We start from the raw sequence: 19,602 nt of genomic DNA on the forward strand, positions 1-19,602 counted from the left end.
TTTGGGTACGGCGTACTCAAAAGCTCGAACGGGTGGAGGGGCAGCAGTGAGCGAGAACGACGCATACGCGGTGCGGGCCGAGGGGCTCGACAAGCGCTACGGCGAGAAGAAGGCCCTGGACGCATTCGATCTGCGCGTGGAGCGCGGCACGGTGCACGGACTGCTCGGCCCGAACGGCGCGGGCAAGACCACCGCCGTACGCATCCTCTCGACCCTGGTGCGGCTCGACGGGGGCCGGGCCGAGGTCGCGGGGGCCGATGTGGTGCGCCGGCCCGACGCCGTCCGCAGCCGCATCGGCCTGACCGGCCAGTACGCGGCGGTCGACGAGGTCCTCACCGGCCGCCAGAACCTGGAGATGTTCGGCCGCCTCTTCCACTTGGGCGGCAAGCGGGCCGCGCGTCGCGCCCGGGAACTCCTGGAGCAGTTCGACCTGGTCGACGCGGCCGACAAGGGCGCGGGCCAGTACAGCGGCGGCATGCGGCGCAGGCTCGACCTCGCCGCGTCGATGATCCTCGCGCCCGCCGTCCTCTTCCTGGACGAGCCGACCACCGGGCTCGACCCGCGCAGCCGCCTCGAAGTCTGGGACACCGTACGGAAGTTGGTGGCGGACGGTACGACGGTGCTGCTCACCACGCAGTATCTGGAGGAGGCCGACAAGCTGGCCTCCCGGATCACCGTCATCGACCAGGGCCGCGCCATCGCCGACGACACCCCGGACGGCCTGAAGAACACGGTGGGCGGCAGCTACCTGGAGGTCGTGGTCCGCGAGGACGCCGATGTCCCGGCGGCCGTGAAGGCCGTCGCCAGGGTCGCGGCGGGCGTGCCCGAGACCGTCGACCTGGAGCGGCGTGTCCAGGCGGCGGTGACCGACCGGGTCGGCGCGCTGACCGACGTGGCGCGGACCCTCCAGGACCAGGGCGTCGCGGTGGAGGACATCGGTCTTCGCAGGCCGAGCCTCGACGACGTGTTCCTGCGACTCACGGGCCATCGCACGGAACCCGACGAGGCCGCCACGGATGCGGCGTCCGCCGGGATCGACGAGAAGAAGACGGAGGTCGCAGCATGAGCGCCGCACTGACCACGGACGCGTTGTCCGCCGACACGTCGCGAGGCCGCCTCTACTGGGCGCTCGCCGACACCTGGAACATCACCCGCCGCTACCTCACCCACTTCCGGCGCCAGCCCGTCAACATCGCCTGGCAGCTGGGCTTCCCGATCATCTCCGTGCTCCTGTACGGGTTCGTCTTCGGCGAGGCGATGAAGGTGCCCGGCGGGGGCGACGACGGCGATTACAAGCAGTTCCTGATGCCCGGCATGTTCGTGATGACCATGGCCTTCGGCTTCATGAACACCGCGATGGCGGTCGTCACGGACTCCACCAAGGGCGTCATCGACCGCTTCCGCTCGATGCCGATGGCGCCGTCGGCGGTGGCCGCCGGGCGCGGGCTCGCCGATCTGATCGTGGCCTGCGCCGAACTGACGATCCTCGCGCTCACCGCGCTGGCCATCGGCTGGCGGTCCAGCGCCGGCCTTCCGGAGACCCTGGCGGCCTTCGGGCTGCTGCTGCTCCTGCGGTTCAGCCTGATCTGGGTGGGCGTGTTCCTGGGCCTCGTGGTGCCGACCCCGGAGGCGGCGGGCGGCCTCTACGCGGTCGCCTTCCCGCTCACCATGATCTCCAGTGTCTTCGTCGCACCGTCCCTGATGCCCGACTGGCTCGCCCCGATCGCCGCCTGGAACCCGGTGTCCTCCACGGGCACGGCAGCACGCGAACTCTTCGGCAACCCCGGCGCGGGCGGGGCGAGCTGGGTGGAGCAGAACGCGGTACTGATGGCGGTGGCGTGGCCCCTGGCCATCTCCCTCTTGTTCCTGCCGCTGGCGGTACGGAAGTTCAAGCAGCTGAGCAGGTAAAAGCAGAGTTCCCCGCGCCCCGAAAGGGGCGCGGGGCTGTGACATATGCGGCTCCGCCGCGTGGGCGCGCTCAGCCACAAAGCACCCGCAGGTGACAGCGAAACCTCAGAGCTTCTCGATCACATAGTCAATGCACTTGGTCAGCGCCTCGACGTCCGAGGGGTCAATCGCCGGGAACATGGCCACACGCAGCTGGTTACGGCCGAGCTTGCGGTAGGGCTCCGTGTCCACGATCCCGTTGGCCCGCAGAGCCTTCGCCACAGCGGCAGCGTCGATCTCGTCCGCGAAGTCGATCGTGCCGATGACCTGCGAGCGCTTGGCCGGGTCCGTGACGAACGGCGTCGCGTACTTCGACTCCTCGGCCCACCCGTACAGCGCCTGCGACGACGCGGCCGTGCGGCCGGTCGTGAACTCAAGGCCGCCCTGGCTGTTCATCCACTCCAGCTGCTCGGCGAGCAGGAAGAGCGTGGCGAGAGCCGGGGTGTTGTACGTCTGGTTCTTGCGGGAGTTGTCGATCGCCGTCGGCAGGCTGAAGAACTCCGGGACGTGCCGGCCGCTCGCGTGGATGCGCTCGGCACGCTCGATCGCCGCCGGGGAGAACGCGGCGAGCCACAGGCCGCCGTCCGAGGCGAAGGACTTCTGCGGGGCGAAGTAGTAGACGTCCGTCTCGGCGATGTCGACCGGCAGGCCGCCCGCGCCGGAGGTGGCGTCCACCAGGACGAGGGAACCCTCGTCCGCGCCGGCCACCCGCTTGATGGGGGCCGCGACGCCGGTCGAGGTCTCGTTGTGCGTGAACGCGTAGACGTCCACGCCCGCCTCGGCCTGCGGCTCCGGGTGCGTGCCGGGCTCACTGGAGATCACCGTGGGCTCGGCGAGCCACGGAGCGAGCTTCGAGGCCTTGGCGAACTTGGAGGAGAACTCGCCGAAGGTGAGGTGCTGCGACTTGTTCTCGATGAGGCCGTGCGTCGCGACGTCCCAGAAGGCGGTGGAGCCGCCGTTGCCCAGGATCACCTCGTAACCCTCGGGGAGGGAGAAGAGGTCGCGCACGCCCTCGCGCACCTTGCCGACCAGGTTCTTGACCGGGGCCTGGCGGTGGGAGGTGCCGAGCAGAGAGGTACCGGTGGCGGCGAGCGCGTCCAGCGCCTCCGTGCGCACCTTGGAGGGGCCCGCGCCGAAACGTCCGTCGGCGGGCTTGATGTCAGCGGGAATCTGGATCTCAGCCACGGGGTGAGCCTAACGGCTACCGGCGCGGGTGCCCCGGGGGTGTCCGGCGGCTGAGACCGTTCGGTCACCTGGTGGACGCTCCGGGGAGGCTACTTCCGTAGCCGTACCGGCAGCTCGTACAGATCGTTCTGCGTCACCACCGGCTTGTTGCGGAGCTCGCCCGGCGCGACCGCAAGGGTCAGCTCCGGGAAACGCTCGTAGAGGGCGGGGAGCGCCACCCCCGCCTCCAGGCGGGACAGGGCCGCTCCGGGGCAGACGTGCGGGCCGTGGCCGAAGGAGATGTGGCGGTTCGGGGATGTGCGCGTGATGTCGAAGGCGCCCGCCGTGGGGCCGTGCGCCCCCTCGTCCCGGCCGATCGCCGCGTACGACACGATCAGCGCGTCACCCTCGCGGATCACCTTGTCGCCCACCGGGACGTCCTCGGCCGCGAACCTGATCAGGACGTGTGACGTCGGCGTGGAGTGGCGCAGGGTCTCCTCCACCACCATCTCCCAGCTCGCATCGCCGGAGAGGACGAGGGCGAGCTGCTCGGGGTGGGCCGAAAGATTCACCACCGCGTTGACGATCAGCGAGATCGTCGTCTCGTGGCCCGCCGCGACCATCAGCTGGAGCGTGGAGAGGATCTCCGCGTCGGTGAGGTGGTCGCCGTTCTCGGAGGCGAGGATCAGGGCGCTGGTCAGATCGTCGCCCGGCTCCGCCCGCCGCGCCGCGACGACCCTGCCCATCATGTCGGCGAGTTCGCCCAGCGTCGCCATGACCTCATCCGGCGGCGTCTGGGTGGAGAAGAACTTGTCGAAGAGGACCTTCAGACGGGGGTGGTCGGCCTCCTCGATGCCCATCAGGTCGCTGATGACGTACATGGGGAGGGGGTAGGCGAACTCCGCCTTCAGATCGACGACTTGACCTTCCTCTGACGGGAGGCGGTCCAGGAGGCCCTTCGTCAGCTCCGCTATCCGCTCCCGCATCCGTTCGACCCGCTTCGGCGTCAGCGCCTGCGCGACCAGGGCCCGCATCCTGCGGTGCTCCTCGCCGTCGACCGTCAGCATCGAGCGGCCCGGGTTGGCGAGGCCGATCAGCGGCCAGTCCGCGGGTATCTCGCCGCGCCGCCAGGCGCCCCACACGTCGATGTCCTTCACCAGGCGCTTGTCGGTGAGGAGTTGGCGGGCCTCGGCGTGGTGCGTGACCGCCCAGACCGGTACGCCGCCGGGCAGCTCCGCCTCGGCGAGCGGGCCCGCGGCACGCAGCCTGGCGCTCTCGCCGTCGAGGTCGGTGACGAAGGGGTCGAGGACGATGCGGTCGGGGGTGCCGGGTGTCATGAGGGCTCTCCTCTGGGGCCGTGTGGGGGGTGCGCTGATCAAGTCGCGGCAACTATAGGTACTCGTCGGGCGTTTGGCTGCGGTCGGTGAGGGCCTTCGCGGATGCATCCTGAGGGCATGGATATGGGCATGAGTGATCTCGGAGGCGTAGGCGAAGGTGTAGGCGAAGCCGTAGAGGTGGAGAGGGAACTGCGGGCGGCCGTGCGGGGGGAGGTGGACTTCTCCGTCACCGCGCGGGCCCTGAACACCATGGACGCGTCCAACTACCGCCGGGTGCCGCTCGGGGTCCTCGCCCCGCGCGACGCGGACGACGTGGCGGCGGCGCTCGCCGTGTGCCGGGAGCGCGGGGTGCCCGTCGTCGCTCGCGGCGCCGGTACGTCCATCGCCGGGCAGGCGACCGGTACGGGGCTCGTCCTCGACTTCACCCGGCACATGAACCGCATCGTGTCCCTCGACGCGGAGTCGCGGACCGCGGTCGTACAGCCGGGAGTGATCTGCGACGACCTGCGGAACGCGGCGGCCCCGCACGGCCTGACCTTCGGCCCCGACCCCTCCACCCACAACCGCTGCACCCTCGGCGGCATGATCGGCAACAACTCCTGCGGGTCCCACTCGGTCGCCTGGGGGACCACCGCCGACAACGTCTCGTCGCTTTCGGTCGTGAGCGGTGCGGGAGCGGGGCTCGCACTCGGCCAGGGGTGGGCGGGCGCGCCGGAGGGCCTGCGCCCGCTGGTGGAGGGCGATCTGGAGCTCCTGCGCACCGGCTTCCCCGAGCTTCCGCGCCGTATCTCCGGCTACGCGCTCGACGCCATGCTCCCCGAGCGGGGCGTGGACCTGGCCCGCGCCTTCTGCGGCTCCGAAGGCACCCTCGGCGTGGTGACGGAGGCGGTCGTACGCCTCGTCGACTCGCCCCGCGCGCGTGCGCTCGCCGTCCTCGGTTACGCCGACGAGAGCGCGGCGGCGGAGGCCGCGGCGGGGCTGCTTCCGTACGGGCCGCTGACGGTGGAGGGGATGGCCGCCGACCTCGTACGGGGAGCGCGCGGGCTGCCCAAGGGCGGTGCCTGGCTGTTCGTGGAGACGGGCGGCGAGAGCGGGAGCGAGGCACGCGCGCGTGCCGAGTCGATCGTGAAGGGCGCCGCCTCCGGGGGCGTCGTGGACTCGGTGGTGGTGACCGATCCGGCCGGGATGCGCGCCCTGTGGCGGGTACGCGAGGACGCCAGCGGTACGGCGACGCGGATGCCGGACGGCAGCGAGGCGTGGCCGGGCTGGGAGGACTGCGCGGTGCCGCCGGCCCGGCTCGGGGCGTATCTGCGGGACTTCAGGGGGCTGCTCGCCGAGCACGGCCTGCGCGGGACTCCGTATGGGCACTTCGGGGACGGCTGCATTCACGTACGCATCGACTTCGACCTGATGAGTGGCGACGGCGTGCGGCGCTTCCGGCGCTTCTCGGAGGACCTGGCGGAGGTCGTGGTCGCGCACGGCGGCTCGCTGTCGGGCGAGCACGGGGACGGGCAGGCGCGGGCGGAACTCCTTCCGAAGATGTACGGCGCCGATCTCGTGGGCCTCTTCGAGCGGGTGAAGGGGGTGTGGGACCCGGCGGATCTGCTGAATCCGGGGATGCTGGTGCGGCCCGCGCCGCTGGACGCGAACCTGCGGTTCGCCCCGCTGCCGCGCAAGCTGGTGGACGTGGCCTTCGGCTACCCCCATGACGGCGGGGACTTCTCGGCGGCGGTGCGGCGGTGTGTGGGGGTCGCGAAGTGCCGTACGTCGTCGGCCGGTTCGGGCGGCGGTGTCATGTGCCCCTCCTTCCGGGCCACGGGCGAGGAGGAGCACTCCACGCGGGGCCGGGCACGGCTGCTGCACGAGATGCTCGCGGGGGAGGTCGTCACGGACGGGTGGCGCTCGGAGGAGGTGCGGGACGCGCTCGACCTGTGCCTGTCCTGCAAGGGCTGCCGGTCGGACTGTCCGGTGGGCGTGGACATGGCCACGTACAAGGCGGAGTTCCTGCATCACCACTACGAGGGGCGCAGGCGGCCCGCGTCGCACTACGCCATGGGCTGGCTGCCGGTGTGGCTGCGCCTCGCCGAGCGGACGCGTACGGTGGGGGTGGCCAATGCGTTGATGCGGGTGGGGGTGTTGGCGTCGCTGGCCAAGCGGGTGGGCGGGATCGCTCCGGAGAGGGAGATTCCGCGGTTGGCGGGGGAGAGTTTCCGGCGGTGGTTCGGGGGGCGGGGGGCTCCGGGGGGTGTGGGGGGTCCGGCGGTCGTGCTGTGGCCCGATACGTTCACGGATCACCTGTCGCCCTCGGTGGGGCGGGCCGCGGTGCGGGTCCTTGAGGACGCGGGGCTGCGTCCCGTGGTGCCGCCGGGGGAGGTGTGCTGCGGTCTCACGTACGTCTCCACGGGCCAGCTCGACCGCGCCCGCGCGGTGATGCGGCGCACGCTGGATCGGATGGGGCCGCTGCTCGATTCGGGCGCGCTGCTCGTGGTCCTCGAACCGAGCTGCGCCGCGGCGCTGAAGACGGACCTGGTGGAGCTCCTCGGCGATGACCCGCGCGCTGCTGAACTCGCGGGGCGTGTACGTACGTTCGCCCAGGCCCTGGAGGAACTCGCCCCGGAGTGGTCGCCGCCGCGGATCGGGCGTCCTGTGGTGGGCCAGACGCACTGCCATCAGCACGCGGTCCTTGGCGACGGGGCAGAGCGCCGACTGCGGGAGAAGGCGGGCCTGGAGGGGGAGCTGAGCGGGGGCTGCTGCGGTCTCGCGGGGAACTTCGGCTTCGAGGCGGGGCATTACGAGGTCTCGGTGGCGTGCGCGGAGGAGCAGTTGCTGCCTGCGGTGCGGGGGGCCGTGCCGGAGGGGGAGGGCGGCCCGGTGGTCCTGGCGGACGGCTTCTCCTGCCGGACGCAGCTTTCGCAGGTGGGGGAGGGGGTTCGGGGGCGGCATTTGGCTGAGGTGCTGGCTGGGGGGCTGGCTGAGGTGCTGGCTGAGGTGCTGGATGAGGGGATTGCGGGGCGGGGGTCGCCGCTGTCCTGACCCGCGGGATACCGACGGCCGGGCGCCGTGCGGTGCCCGCCTCGGTTCCTGTTTCCGTCCGCTGGACCGCCGTATCCGCAGCTGTGCTGGTCCGGCGTTTGAGTCGGTCACCGGTGCCGTCCGTTCTCCGGAGTTTGGCGGTTACGGGCCGGGCGTCAAGGGCGCTCCGCTGCGCTGCGCGTCGGCTGCGCCGATTCCGCTTCGCTCCACCCTTGACTCCCGCCCCTCCACCGCGCGAGGGAAAGCGACCGGACGGCCCGGGGGCGGGACTCTCGACCAGGGCAGACAATTCATCCGGCTTCCCGTCGGGTGCGGACTGGTTCGTCGGGGGCGGCCGCCAGAGGGTGAGGTGCGCGGTCGCTGGACCGGGGCACCGGTCTCGTCAAGCGGCTGCGGACCGGATCGTTGGGGGTGGCCGCAAGGGGGACGGAGCGGACGTGGGGCGGCCCGTCGGGCGGTGGTAGGACGGATTGCAGAAAAGTCCCACGCCACGCCGGGTGGAGGGCGGGTGCGGCGGGACTTTTCTGCAATCGGCGCCAGGGCTGGGGGTGGGGCACCAACTTTGGCAAAGTTGTGTTCGGGGACAAGAGGGGCGCACGCGGGAGCCGATGCGCCGTCGCGAGATGAGGTGTTGGCCGCCCCCGCAGACAGATGCCCGCTGGGCAGACGGGCCCGTCACCGACGACGGCTCCCCGTGGGCGGGGGACGGCGAGTGACCGCCCGTGGAGCCGACCCCGGCAGCCGCCGGACGAAACCGACGCACCCCGCCCGGCGCCGGGGGCCGGCACCTCATCCCCTAGAGGGCGCACCACGCACTCCGCGCGCCCTTCGTCTCCCCGAACACAACTTTGCCAAGTAGGTCCCCCACCCCCACCCCTCCGCACCGATCGCAGAAAAGTCCCACCGCACAGGCCCCCAGCACCCCGCATCGCGGGACTTTCCTGCAATCCGCCCTACGACCGGCCGCCGGACCGCCCTTCCGCACCACCGGACAGCCGGTCTCCCGTCCGCCGACGCCGCGCTGCCTGCAGCCTGTCCCCTCGCGCCCGCCGCCGGTCCCCCGCCCCGATCGCAGAAAAGTCCCGCCGCACCGGCCCTCAGCGCCTCGCTTCGTGGGACTTTCCTGCAGTCCGCCCCACGACCGGCCGCCGGGTCGCCTTCCCCGCCACCGGGCAGGCGGTCGCCCGCCCCCGTCCGCCGACGACCACGCCACCCTGCCCGCAGCCCGTCCCCTCGCGCCCGCCCCCGCCCCTACGCACCAATTGCAGAAAAGTCCCGCCGCAGGGGCCCTCAGCGCCTTGCTTCGTGGGACTTTCCTGCAATCCGCCCTGCCACTGCCCGCCGGGTCGCCTTCCCCACCACCGGGCAGGCGGTCGCCCGCCCCCGTCCGCCGTCGCCCTGCCCGCAGCCCACCCCCGGCCCTCCGTACCGATCGCAGAAAAGTCCCGCCGAACGGGCCCTCAACGCCCCGCATCCCGGGACTTTCCTGCAATCCGCCCCACCACCAACCGCCGGGCCGCCCTTCCGACCACCGGGTAGCCGGTCGCCCGTCACCTCCCGCCGACACGGGCCGCCGCCCCACGCCCGCTCCGTCCCCCTTGCGGCCACCCCCAACGATCCGGTCCGCAGCCGCTTGACGAGACCGGTGCCCCGGTCCAGCGGGCCGCGCACCTCACCCTCTGGCGGCCGCCCCCGACGAATCAGTCCGCACCCGACAGGAACACAGACGACCCGGCTGCCCTGGTCGAGAGTCCCGCCCCCGGGCCGTCCGGTCGCTTTCCCTCGCGCGGTGGAGGGGCGGGTGTCAAGGGTGACCCGAAGGGTCATCGGCGCAGCCGACGCGCAGCGCAGCGGAGCGCCCTTTACTCCCGGTCCGTAACCGCCAAACTCCGGAGAACGGACGGCACCGGTGACCGATTCAAGCGCCGGACCAGCACAGCACAGCCCCCTGCGGCCAGCCTCGCGCGCCCTGGTCTCACGCAAGGGCCGGGCTTCCTCGGTGTCGGTGAGGCAGCGGACCCTGCACCCTGCCGCCCGCGTACACAGCTCTGCGGCTCTCCGGCTCTCCGGCTGTCCGGCTCTCCCGCCCCCGGCAGCCTTCCGGTGCTTCGCACCCTGCGTGTCGTCTTCAGTGATGACGACACGCCCATCGAGGCCACGGTCATGGGCATGGTCAAGTCCGGGCATCTCTGCGAGCTGCAGTACGAGTTCACGCCGATGTGAGACGGCGGGGCGTATCCGCCTCGCTCTCTCCCCCGCCGCCTTCGCCGCCTCGGCATGTGGACGGGGTTTGCGTACAGCAGTGAAAGGGCTCCACAATCCTTACGTGGTCTACTACCTTGGACGGGGCAGTTCAGGTGAGTGGACTGGGTCACGTTGGAGGATTGGAAGGTTGGCTGTGGACGCGTCGAGGAGTGGGCCGGAGGCCGCACCCGGTGGGCGGTGGGGTGCCCTTGGGCCCGTCGGGCTTGTGCTCGCCGGTGGGGTCTCCGTTCAGTTCGGCGGGGCCATTGCCGTGAGTGTGATGCCCAAGGCGGGGGCGCTCGGCATCGTGACCCTGCGGCTCGCCTTCGCCGCGTTGGTGCTGATGGTCGTGTGCCGGCCCCGGCTGCGGGGGCACAGCAAGGCTGACTGGGGGACTGTCGTTGCCTTTGGGGTGGCCATGGCCGGGATGAATGGGCTCTTCTATCAGTCCGTTGCCCGGATTCCCATGGGGCCTGCCGTGACTCTTGAGGTGCTCGGGCCGCTGGCTCTGTCCGTTCTTGCTTCGCGGCGTGCCGTGAATCTGGTCTGGGCCGGGCTGGCCTTGTGTGGGGTCTTCTTGCTGGGGGGCGGGGGTGGTTTCAGCGGGCTTGATCCGGTGGGTGTGGCGTACGCGCTCGGCGCCGGCGTCATGTGGGCCACGTACATCGTCTTCAGCGCCCGTACGGGGCGGCGCTTTCCGCAGGCTGATGGGCTTGCCCTCGCGATGGTCGTCGCTGCTGTGGTGTTCCTGCCGCTCGGGCTCGTCGAGTCGGGGGAGAAGCTTGTCCGGCCCGAGGTGCTCGGGCTTGGTGCCGCTGTCGCCGTGATGTCGTCCGTGCTGCCGTACACGCTTGAGTTGCTCGCTCTGCGGCGGCTGCCTGCCTCTACTTTCGCGATCATGATGAGTCTGGAACCGGCCATCGCCGCCGTCGCCGGGTTCCTCGTGCTCAACCAGGCTCTGTCCGTCAATGAGGCTTTGGCCATTTCGTTGGTCATTGCCGCCAGCATGGGGGCCGTGCGGACCCAGGTCGGGCGTGGCCGGGGGCGTAAGGCGGGGGGTGTGGTGTCGGGGTCCGCCCCGGAGGCCGTGCTCGTCGAGGCCGAGGAAGAGGCCGAGGGGAGCGTTCCGGAGCCGTCCGGAAAGTAATGCAAGCACGCTTGCTTGTTTCTCCGGACGCTGCCATGCTCCGGGGCACACCGTCGTGCCCCGAGGGGAGCGCTCCGTGCCCGAAGCTGTGCCCGTACTCGATGATCTGCGCCGTGAGAGCGAGGAACTCGACCAGTTGGTCGAGGGGTTGAATGAAGAGCGGTGGGCGTTGCCCACTCCTGCTGAGCGGTGGACCGTTGCTCATCAGATCGCCCATCTCGCCTGGACCGACCGGGCCGCGCTGATCGCCGTTACCGATGGGGATGCCTTCGGGCAGCTTGTCGAGGAGGCTCTTGCGGCTCCTGAGTCCTTTGTCGACGACGGGGCCGAGGAAGGGGCCGGGCTGCCGGTCGGTGAGCTGCTCTCGCGGTGGCGTACCGGGCGCGACGAGTTGTTGAAGGCCCTTGTCGCCGCGCCGCGCGGGACCCGTTTCCCCTGGTACGGGCCGCCCATGTCCGCCACCTCCATGGCCACAGCCCGGCTCATGGAGACCTGGGCCCACGGCCAGGACGTCGCCGACGCGGTGGGCGTGGTGCGGGTGCCGACCGATCGGCTGCGGCACGTGGCCCATATCGGAGTCCGGGCCCGGGACTTCTCGTTCGGGGTGCGGGGGCTGAGTGCGCCCGCTGAGGCCTTCCGGGTCGAGCTGCGGTTGCCCTCGGGTGAGTTGTGGGTCAGCGGGCCCGAGGACGCCGGGCAGCGGGTGACCGGGCCCGCGCTTGATTTCTGTCTTCTCGTCACGCAGCGCGCGCACCGTGATGATCTCGCCGTGAGCGCGGAAGGTGCCGATGCCGAGCGGTGGCTCGGTATCGCTCAGGCCTTCGCCGGGCCGCCGGGTGCCGGGCGGCCCCCGCGTACCGAAGAGGGCGGCGGGCTGTGACCGCGCCGCCGCTGCGGATCGGGAACGCCTCCGGGTTCTACGGCGACCGCTTCGACGCCATGCGCGACATGCTCACCGGCGGCCCCCTCGACGTCCTCACCGGCGACTATCTCGCCGAGCTGACCATGCTGATTCTCGGGCGCGATCGGCTCAAGGACCCCGCGCGCGGCTACGCGAAGACCTTCCTGCGGCAGCTGGAGGAGTGCCTGGGGCTCGCGCGGGAGCGGGGCGTGAAGATCGTCGCCAATGCCGGAGGGCTCAATCCCGCCGGGCTGGCCGGTGCGGTGGAGGAGCTGGCCGGGCGGCTCGGGGTCGGGGTGCGGGTTGCGTATGTGGAGGGTGATGACCTCGGGGATCGCTATCCCGGTGCGCTCACCGCCAACGCCTACCTCGGAGGCTCCGGAATCGCCGCCTGTCTGCGGGACGGGGCCGATGTCGTCGTCACCGGGCGCGTGACCGATGCCGCGCTCGTCTCCGGGCCCGCCGTCGCTCACTTCGGGTGGGGGGACGGTGACTACGACCGGCTCGCCGGTGCCGTCGTCGCCGGGCACATCCTCGAATGCGGGACGCAGGCCACCGGCGGGAATTACGCCTTCTTCGGGGAGGGCGGACGGTCGGGGCCTGAGGTTCTTCGGCCCGGATTTCCGGTCGCCGAGATCCATGAGGACGGGGCCGCCGTCATCACCAAGCATGACGGCACAGGTGGGTTCGTCGACGTCGGAACGGTCACCGCGCAGCTCCTGTACGAGACCTCCGGCGCCCGGTATGCCGGGCCCGACGTCACCGCCCGGCTCGACACGGTCACCCTCACGCAGGAAGCGCCCGACCGGGTACGCGTGTCGGGGGTGCGGGGGGAAGCTCCGCCGCCGGATCTGAAGGTCGGTCTGAACCGGCTCGGCGGCTTCCGCAACGAGGTTGTCTTCGTGCTCACGGGGCTGGACATCGAGGCCAAGGCCGCGCTGGTGCGTGCGCAGGTCGAGGATGCCTTCGGGCGCACGAAATCCCGTCCGGAGGAGGTGCGGTGGGAGCTGGTACGTGCTGATCGGGCCGATGCCCCGAGCGAAGAAGGCGCCTCCGCCCTGCTGCGGCTCGTCGTGCGCGATCCGCAGCAGGAGCCCGTCGGCCGCACCCTGAGCGGCGCCGCGATCGAGCTCGCCCTCGGCAGCTACCCCGGATTCCACGTGACGGCGCCTCCGGGCAAGGGCGCGCCCTACGGAGTCTTCGAAGCCGCGTACGTCGAGCGCGGCACCGTCGACCACGTCGCCGTCCTGGCGGGCGGAGAGCGGCGGGTCATCGAAGCCCGGGGCGGCAGTCTCGTACTCGAAGACCTCGACCAGCCGCCCCTGCCCGCGCCCCTGCCGGCCGGTCCCACCCGCCGCGCCCCCCTCGGCCTCGTCGCCGGGGCCCGCAGCGGTGACAAGGGCGGGGACGCGAACGTAGGGGTGTGGGTGCGTACGGAGGATGCCTGGCGGTGGCTCGTCCATGAGCTGACCGTCGAGCGGTTCCGTGAACTCATCCCGGAAGCAGCCGATTTGACCGTCGTACGGCACGTTCTGCCGAATCTGCGCGCGCTGAACTTCGTCGTCGTGGGGATCCTCGGCGCCGGTGTCGCCTCGCAGGCCCGTTTCGATCCGCAGGCCAAGGGTCTGGGCGAATGGCTGCGCGCCCGTCATCTCGACATCCCGGCCGCGCTGCTCGAAGCGGCCGCGCTGCTCGAAGCGACCGCACCGATCGAAGCGACCGCACCCACCGAACCGACGGAGGTACTCCCGTGACCGTCCTCGCGTCCGCGCTCGACCCCGCGAGCGCCGAGTACGCCGAGCACCGCGAGGCCATGCTGGCCAAGCTCACCGAGCTCGACGCCGAGCAGGCCAAGGCCCTTGAAGGCGGCGGCGAGAAGTACGTCGCCCGGCATCGCAAGCGCGGCAAGCTGCTCGCCCGTGAGCGGATCGAGCTGCTCCTCGACCCGGACACGCCGTTCCTCGAACTGTCGCCGCTCGCCGCCTGGGGAAGCGACTACCCCGTCGGCGGCTCGATGGTGACCGGCATCGGTGTCGTCGAGGGTGTCGAGTGTCTGATCACCGCCAATGACCCGACCGTGAGGGGCGGGGCCAGTAATCCGTGGACCCTGAAGAAGGCCTTCCGGGCGCACGAGATCGGGCACGCCAACCGGCTGCCGTCCATCCATCTCGTGGAGTCGGGCGGCGCCGATCTGCCGTCCCAGAAGGAGATCTTCATTCCGGGCGGTGCGCTCTTCAAGCACCTCACGCAGTCCTCCGCCGCCGGGATTCCGACCGTCGCCGTCGTCTTCGGCAACTCCACCGCGGGCGGCGCGTACGTCCCCGGCATGAGCGACCACGTGATCATGGTCAAGGAGCGCGCCAAGGTTTTCCTCGGCGGTCCGCCGCTGGTCAAGATGGCCACCGGCGAGGAGAGCGACGACGAGTCGCTCGGCGGCGCCGAGATGCACGCCCGTACCTCCGGCCTCGCGGACTATCTCGCCGAGGACGAGCGGGACGCGCTCAGGCAGGCCCGGCGGGTGGTGAAGCGGCTCAACTGGAGGAAGGCGTACGCCGATCCGGCGATCGTCGTCGAGCCGCCCAAGTACGACGAGGACGAACTGCTCGGCATCGTGCCCGGCGACCTCAAGGTGCCCTTCGACCCGCGCGAGGTCATCGCCCGCATCGTCGACGGCTCCGACTTCGACGAGTTCAAGCCGCTCTACGGGGCGAGCCTCACCACCGGATGGGCCTCGCTGCACGGCTATCCCGTCGGCATCCTCGCCAACGCGCAGGGCGTGCTCTTCAGCGAGGAGTCGCAGAAAGCGGCCCAGTTCATCCAGCTGGCCAACCAGCGGGACATTCCGCTGCTCTTCCTGCACAACACCACCGGCTACATGGTCGGCAAGGAGTACGAGCAGGGCGGCATCATCAAACACGGCGCGATGATGATCAACGCCGTGTCGAATTCGCGGGTGCCGCATCTGAGCGTGCTGATGGGGGCCTCTTACGGTGCCGGGCACTACGGCATGTGCGGGCGCGCCTACGACCCGCGCTTCCTCTTCGCCTGGCCCAGCTCGAAGTCCGCCGTCATGGGGCCGCAGCAGCTCGCGGGGGTCCTGTCGATCGTGGCCCGCGCCTCCGCCGCCGCCAAGGGGCAGCCCTACGACGACGATGCCGACGCGGGCCTGCGCGCCATGGTGGAGCAGCAGATCGAGTCGGAGTCCCTGCCGATGTTCCTCTCCGGCCGCCTCTACGACGACGGGGTCATCGACCCCCGCGACACCCGCACGGTCCTGGGCCTGTGCCTGTCCGCGATCCACACCGCGCCCTACGAGGGCGCGCGCGGTGGCTTCGGCGTCTTCCGGATGTGAGGAACTCATCATGATCAGCTCGGTACTTGTCGCCAACCGCGGCGAGATCGCCTGCCGCGTCTTCCGCACCTGCCGCGACCTGGGCATCAAGACCGTCGCGGTGTACTCCGACGCCGACGCGGACGTCCTGCACGTCCGCGAGGCCGACTCCGCCGTCCGGTTGCCGGGCGCGGCGCCCGCCGACACGTATCTGCGCGGCGAACTCATCGTGAAGGCCGCGCAGGCGGCAGGAGCGGACGCCGTGCACCCCGGCTACGGCTTCCTCTCCGAGAACGCGGACTTCGCGCGCGCCGTCATCGACGCCGGCCTCACATGGATCGGACCGCCGCCCGAAGCGATCGAGTCCATGGCCTCCAAGACGCGCGCCAAGGAGCTCATGGGCATCGCGCCGCTCGGCCTGGACGACGTCACCGAAGGTGATCTGCCCGTTCTGGTGAAGGCGGCTGCCGGTGGCGGCGGGCGCGGCATGCGCGTCGTTCGGGAACTGGGCTCTCTGAAAGGGGAGTTGGAGGCTGCGCGGGCGGAGGCTGCCAGTGCCTTCGGGGACGGCGAGGTCTTCGTCGAGCCCTATCTGGAGGGCGGTCGGCACGTCGAGGTGCAGATCATGGCCGACGCGTACGACACCGTGTGGGCGCTCGGCACGCGGGACTGCACGCTCCAGCGCAGGCACCAGAAGGTCATCGAGGAGTCCCCGGCGCCGGGTCTGGCCGCCGGTCTCGTCGACGAGCTGCACGCGCAGGCGCTGCGTGCGGCGCGCGTGACCGGGTATCGCGGGGCGGGCACGGTGGAGTTCCTGGTCGCGGGCGACCGGGCGCACTTCCTGGAGATGAACACGCGGCTCCAGGTCGAACACCCGGTGACCGAGGCAGTGTTCGGGGTCGACCTCGTGGCGCTGCAGATCCAGGTCGCGGAGGGCGGACGGCTCGCGGAAGAGCCGCCGGCCGCGCGCGGACACGCCGTCGAGGCCCGCCTCTACGCAGAGGACCCGGCGGCCGGGTGGGCCCCGCAGACCGGCACCCTGCACCGGCTCTCCGTGCCGGGCGTGCGGCTCGACACGGGGTACGCGGACGGCGACACGATCGGCGTGCACTACGACCCGATGCTGGCCAAGGCCGTCTCGTACGCCCCCACGCGTGCCCGGGCCCTGCGCGGCCTCGCGGGCGCCCTCGATCGTGCGGTGGTCCACGGACCCGTCACCAACAGGGAGTTGCTCGTACGGTCCTTGCGGCACCCGGAGTTCGTCGAGGCCCGCATGGACACCGGTTTCTACGACCGGTACGTCGACGAACTCGCCGCTCCCGCGCCCGATCCCCACGCACCGCTGGCCGCCGCGCTCGCCGACGCGCACGGGCGCTCCCGGTTCGGCGGCTGGCGCAACCTCGCCTCGCAGCCGACCACCAAGCTCTTCCGCAGCGAGCCGGACGGGACCGAGCACGAAGTCCGCTACCGGCACACGCGGGAGGGGCTGAGCGCGGAGGGAGTGCGGGTGATCTCCGTGTCCCGTGAGCTCGTGGTTCTGGAAGTCGACGGTGTGCGGCGGCAGTTCACGGTCAGCCGGTACGGCGACGACGGCCGGGTGTACGTCGGCAACACCGCCCTCACCCCGCTCCCGCTGCTCCCCGAACCCACCACCCGGCAGGAGCCGGGATCCCTGCTCGCCCCGATGCCCGGCACCGTCGTGCGCCTGGCCGAGGGGCTCGCGGAGGGCGTCCGGGTCACCGCCGGGCAGCCCCTCATCTGGCTGGAGGCCATGAAGATGGAGCACCGCATCACCGCTCCCGCCCCCGGCACGCTCACCACCTTGCACGCCGAGCCCGGCCGCCAGGTCGAGGTCGGCGCGCTGCTCGCAGTCGTGGACGTCGCAGCCGCAGACGTCGCCGCAGACGCCGTACAGGAGGAGCAATCCGTATGAGCACCGTCCTCGAAACCCAGGAGCACCAGGCCCTGCGCGCGGCCGTCGCCGCACTCGGCAAGCGCTACGGCCGCGACTACATGACCGGCGTCGTACGCGAGGAGGGCCACCCCGACGAGCTGTGGGCCGACGCCGCCAAGCTCGGTTACCTGGGCGTGAACCTGCCCGAGGAGTACGGCGGCGGAGGCGGCGGCATAGCCGAACTCTCCATCGTCCTGGAGGAATTGGGCGCGGCGGGCTGTCCCCTGCTGATGATGGTCGTGTCGCCCGCGATCTGCGGAACCGTCATCGCCCGCTTCGGCACCGACGAGCAGAAGCAGGCCTGGCTGCCCGGCCTCGCCGACGGCAGCCGCACCATGGCGTTCGGCATCACCGAGCCCGACGCGGGCTCCAACTCCCACCGGATCACGACGACCGCGCGCAAGGACGAGGCGAGCGGCGACTGGCTCCTGACCGGCCGCAAGGTGTTCATCTCGGGCGTCGACATCGCCGACGCGACGCTGATCGTGGGCCGAACGGAAGATGCCCGCACCGGCAACCTCAAGCCCTGCCTTTTCATCGTCCCGCGCGAGACGGAGGGCTTCCAGCGGCGGCAGATCGAGATGGAACTCCAGGCTCCGGAGAAGCAGTTCGAACTGACCCTGGACGACGTGCGGTTGCCCGCCGACGCGCTGGTGGGCGACGAGGACGCCGGGCTGCTCCAGCTCTTCGCCGGGCTCAACCCCGAGCGGATCATGACGGCGGCGTTCTCGCTCGGCATGGCGCGTTTCGCGCTCGCGCGCGCCGTGGGCTACGCCAAGGAACGCAGCGTGTGGAAGAGCCCGATCGGCGCCCACCAGGCGATCGCGCACCCCCTCGCGCAGTCCCACATCGACATCGAACTCGCCCGCCTGATGATGCAGAAGGCCGCCCGGCTCTACGACGAGGGCGATGACATGGGCGCCGGCGAGGCCGCCAACATGGCCAAGCTCGCCGCCGCCGACGCGTGCGTGAAGACCGTCGACCAGTCGGTGCACACCCTGGGCGGCAACGGCCTGACCAAGGAGTTCGGGCTCGCCTCGCTGATCGTGGCGTCACGGGTGGCGCGGATCGCCCCGGTGAGCAGGGAAATGATCCTCAACTACGTCTCGCACCAGACGCTCGGCTTGCCCAAGTCGTACTGAACCCGCTGTTTTGTCCGAGGGAGTTCACATGGCACTCGTCTGCTCGTCCGAGAAGCGCGGCATCGTCACGATCACCCTGGACACGCCCGCCAACCGCAACGCCCTCTCGGCGGGGCTGCTGCGCGGGTTCACGGAAGCGCTCGCCGACTTGGGCAAGGACCCCGGCGTACGCGCGGTCGTCCTCACGCACACAGGATCGACGTTCTGCTCGGGCGCCGACCTGCGGGAGCCGCCGGACCCGGCCGTCTTCGTGGGGCTGCTCCGGCAGATCGTGGAGCTGCCGAAGCCGGTGGTGGCGCGGGTGGACGGGCATGTGCGGGCGGGCGGACTCGGTCTGCTCGGCGTGTGCGACATGGCCGTCGCGGGTCCCGGGGCGTCGTTCGCGCTGACGGAGGTACGGATCGGGGTGGCGCCCGCGGTGATCTCCATGCCGCTGCTGGCCCGGCTGGACGCGAGCGCGGCGTCGCGCTACTTCCTCACCGGGGAGCGGTTCGGCGGGGCGGAGGCGGCGCGGGTGGGTCTTGTGACGGTGGCGGGCGATGACGCGGACGCGGAGCTCCGGCCGCTCCTCGAGGGGCTGCGCAAGGCGGCACCGCAGGCCCTGGCCGAGACGAAGAAGCTGCTCACGGCTAGGGTGCTCGACGCATTCGACCACCACACGGACTCCCTCATCGACCTGTCCGCGCGGCTCTTCGCCTCGGCGGAGGCGCGGGAGGGGATGGGGGCGTTCCTCGAACGACGGGAGTGCCCATGGGTGCTGTGACCACGGCCGATCGTGCCGGTAACGCCGACCGTGCCGATCGCTCGCCCAAGCAGGACCGCAGCCGGGCCACGCGCCAACGTCTTCTCGAGGCCGCGGTGGCGTGCCTGGCCGAGAGCGGCTGGGCGGGATCCACGGTGTCCGTGGTCGCCGAGCGTGCGGGGGTCTCGCGGGGCGCGACCCAGCATCACTTCCCGACGCGGGAGGACCTCTTCACGGCGGCGGTGGAGTACGTCGCCGAGCAGCGCTCCACGGCCCTGAACGAGCTTCCGGCCCAGGACCGGGCGTCGGTGGTGGCCGCCCTGGTCGATCTCTACACGGGGCCGCTGTTCCGGGCGGCGCTGCACCTGTGGGTGGCGGCGTCGAACGAGCCCCAGCTGGGGGCCAGGGTGACGGAGCTGGAGGCGAGGGTGGGCCGCGAGACCCACCGGATAGCGGTACGGCTGCTCGACGCCGATGAGTCGCGGCCGGGGGTGCGGGAGACGATCCAGGGCCTGCTCGACATGGCCCGGGGTCTCGGCCTCGCGAATCTCCTGACGGATGACGGGGCGCGGCGGGATCGGGTGGTGGCGCAGTGGACGGTGCTGGTTGAGGGGGCTTTGGGCTGAGGCCCTGGACGCCGGACGGGCTGGAAATCCAGCC

General features: G+C 71.3%; 13 protein-coding genes and 1 pseudogene. 12 read left to right on the plus strand and 2 right to left on the minus strand.

Going from position 1 to position 19,602, the window contains the following annotated elements:
- The first annotated feature begins 46 nt into the window (after positions 1–46).
- Together ACWFR3_RS21865 and ACWFR3_RS21870 are read left to right on the plus strand one after the other, a co-directional pair.
- A complete protein-coding gene (locus ACWFR3_RS21865) occupies positions 47–1,066 on the plus strand; it encodes an ATP-binding cassette domain-containing protein (RefSeq protein ID WP_453736264.1) in 1,020 nt (339 codons plus the stop codon).
- The gene (locus ACWFR3_RS21870; protein ID WP_453736265.1) at positions 1,063–1,908 is read left to right on the plus strand and encodes an ABC transporter permease; all 846 of its coding nucleotides are present in this window, start codon (positions 1,063–1,065) and stop codon (positions 1,906–1,908) included. The genes ACWFR3_RS21865 and ACWFR3_RS21870 overlap by 4 nt, the downstream gene beginning before the upstream one ends.
- Positions 1,909–2,013: 105 nt before the next feature.
- On the opposite strand, the gene serC is transcribed toward ACWFR3_RS21870, so the two are convergent.
- Complete coding sequence (serC, locus tag ACWFR3_RS21875; RefSeq protein WP_453736266.1) at positions 2,014–3,132, minus strand: phosphoserine transaminase; 1,119 nt, start codon at positions 3,130–3,132, stop codon at positions 2,014–2,016.
- A gap of 89 nt (positions 3,133–3,221) precedes the next feature.
- On the minus strand, positions 3,222–4,448 hold the full coding sequence (locus tag ACWFR3_RS21880; protein WP_453736267.1) for a cytochrome P450 family protein: 1,227 nt from the start codon (positions 4,446–4,448) through the stop codon (positions 3,222–3,224).
- A gap of 129 nt (positions 4,449–4,577) precedes the next feature.
- Here ACWFR3_RS21880 and ACWFR3_RS21885 point away from each other — a divergent pair, with 129 nt between their 5' ends.
- The 10 genes and pseudogenes from ACWFR3_RS21885 to ACWFR3_RS21930 all read left to right on the plus strand — a co-directional run bounded on the left by ACWFR3_RS21885 (position 4,578) and on the right by ACWFR3_RS21930 (position 19,568).
- Positions 4,578–7,481 (plus strand): FAD-binding and (Fe-S)-binding domain-containing protein, encoded by a 2,904-nt coding sequence (locus ACWFR3_RS21885; RefSeq protein ID WP_453736268.1) that lies wholly within the window; start codon positions 4,578–4,580, stop codon positions 7,479–7,481.
- Between the two features lie 2,088 nt (positions 7,482–9,569).
- A pseudogene (locus tag ACWFR3_RS21890) lies at positions 9,570–9,704 on the plus strand (GntR family transcriptional regulator); the annotation flags it as partial.
- A gap of 169 nt (positions 9,705–9,873) precedes the next feature.
- Positions 9,874–10,872 carry an EamA family transporter gene (locus tag ACWFR3_RS21895; RefSeq protein WP_453736269.1) on the plus strand — a complete coding sequence of 333 codons (999 nt, stop codon included), beginning with the start codon at positions 9,874–9,876 and terminating at the stop codon, positions 10,870–10,872.
- A 76-nt stretch (positions 10,873–10,948) separates the two neighbouring features.
- Entirely contained in the window at positions 10,949–11,752 is an 804-nt protein-coding gene (locus tag ACWFR3_RS21900; RefSeq protein WP_453736270.1) for a TIGR03084 family metal-binding protein, read from the plus strand.
- Positions 11,749–13,527 (plus strand): acyclic terpene utilization AtuA family protein, encoded by a 1,779-nt coding sequence (locus tag ACWFR3_RS21905; protein WP_453736271.1) that lies wholly within the window; start codon positions 11,749–11,751, stop codon positions 13,525–13,527. The genes ACWFR3_RS21900 and ACWFR3_RS21905 overlap by 4 nt, the downstream gene beginning before the upstream one ends.
- Positions 13,524–15,125, plus strand: coding sequence for an acyl-CoA carboxylase subunit beta (locus ACWFR3_RS21910; protein ID WP_453736272.1), 1,602 nt, complete (start codon positions 13,524–13,526; stop codon positions 15,123–15,125). Before ACWFR3_RS21905 ends, ACWFR3_RS21910 begins: the two co-directional genes overlap by 4 nt.
- Before the next feature lie 10 nt (positions 15,126–15,135).
- Entirely contained in the window at positions 15,136–17,037 is a 1,902-nt protein-coding gene (locus tag ACWFR3_RS21915) for an ATP-binding protein (RefSeq protein WP_453736273.1), read from the plus strand.
- Complete coding sequence (locus ACWFR3_RS21920) at positions 17,034–18,200, plus strand: acyl-CoA dehydrogenase family protein (protein WP_453736274.1); 1,167 nt, start codon at positions 17,034–17,036, stop codon at positions 18,198–18,200. Before ACWFR3_RS21915 ends, ACWFR3_RS21920 begins: the two co-directional genes overlap by 4 nt.
- Positions 18,201–18,228: 28 nt before the next feature.
- Positions 18,229–18,963, plus strand: coding sequence for an enoyl-CoA hydratase family protein (locus ACWFR3_RS21925; RefSeq protein WP_453736275.1), 735 nt, complete (start codon positions 18,229–18,231; stop codon positions 18,961–18,963).
- A complete protein-coding gene (locus ACWFR3_RS21930; protein WP_453736276.1) occupies positions 18,951–19,568 on the plus strand; it encodes a TetR/AcrR family transcriptional regulator in 618 nt (205 codons plus the stop codon). Before ACWFR3_RS21925 ends, ACWFR3_RS21930 begins: the two co-directional genes overlap by 13 nt.
- Positions 19,569–19,602 lie beyond the last annotated feature (34 nt).

The organism is Streptomyces sp. NPDC055189, from assembly GCF_053606765.1.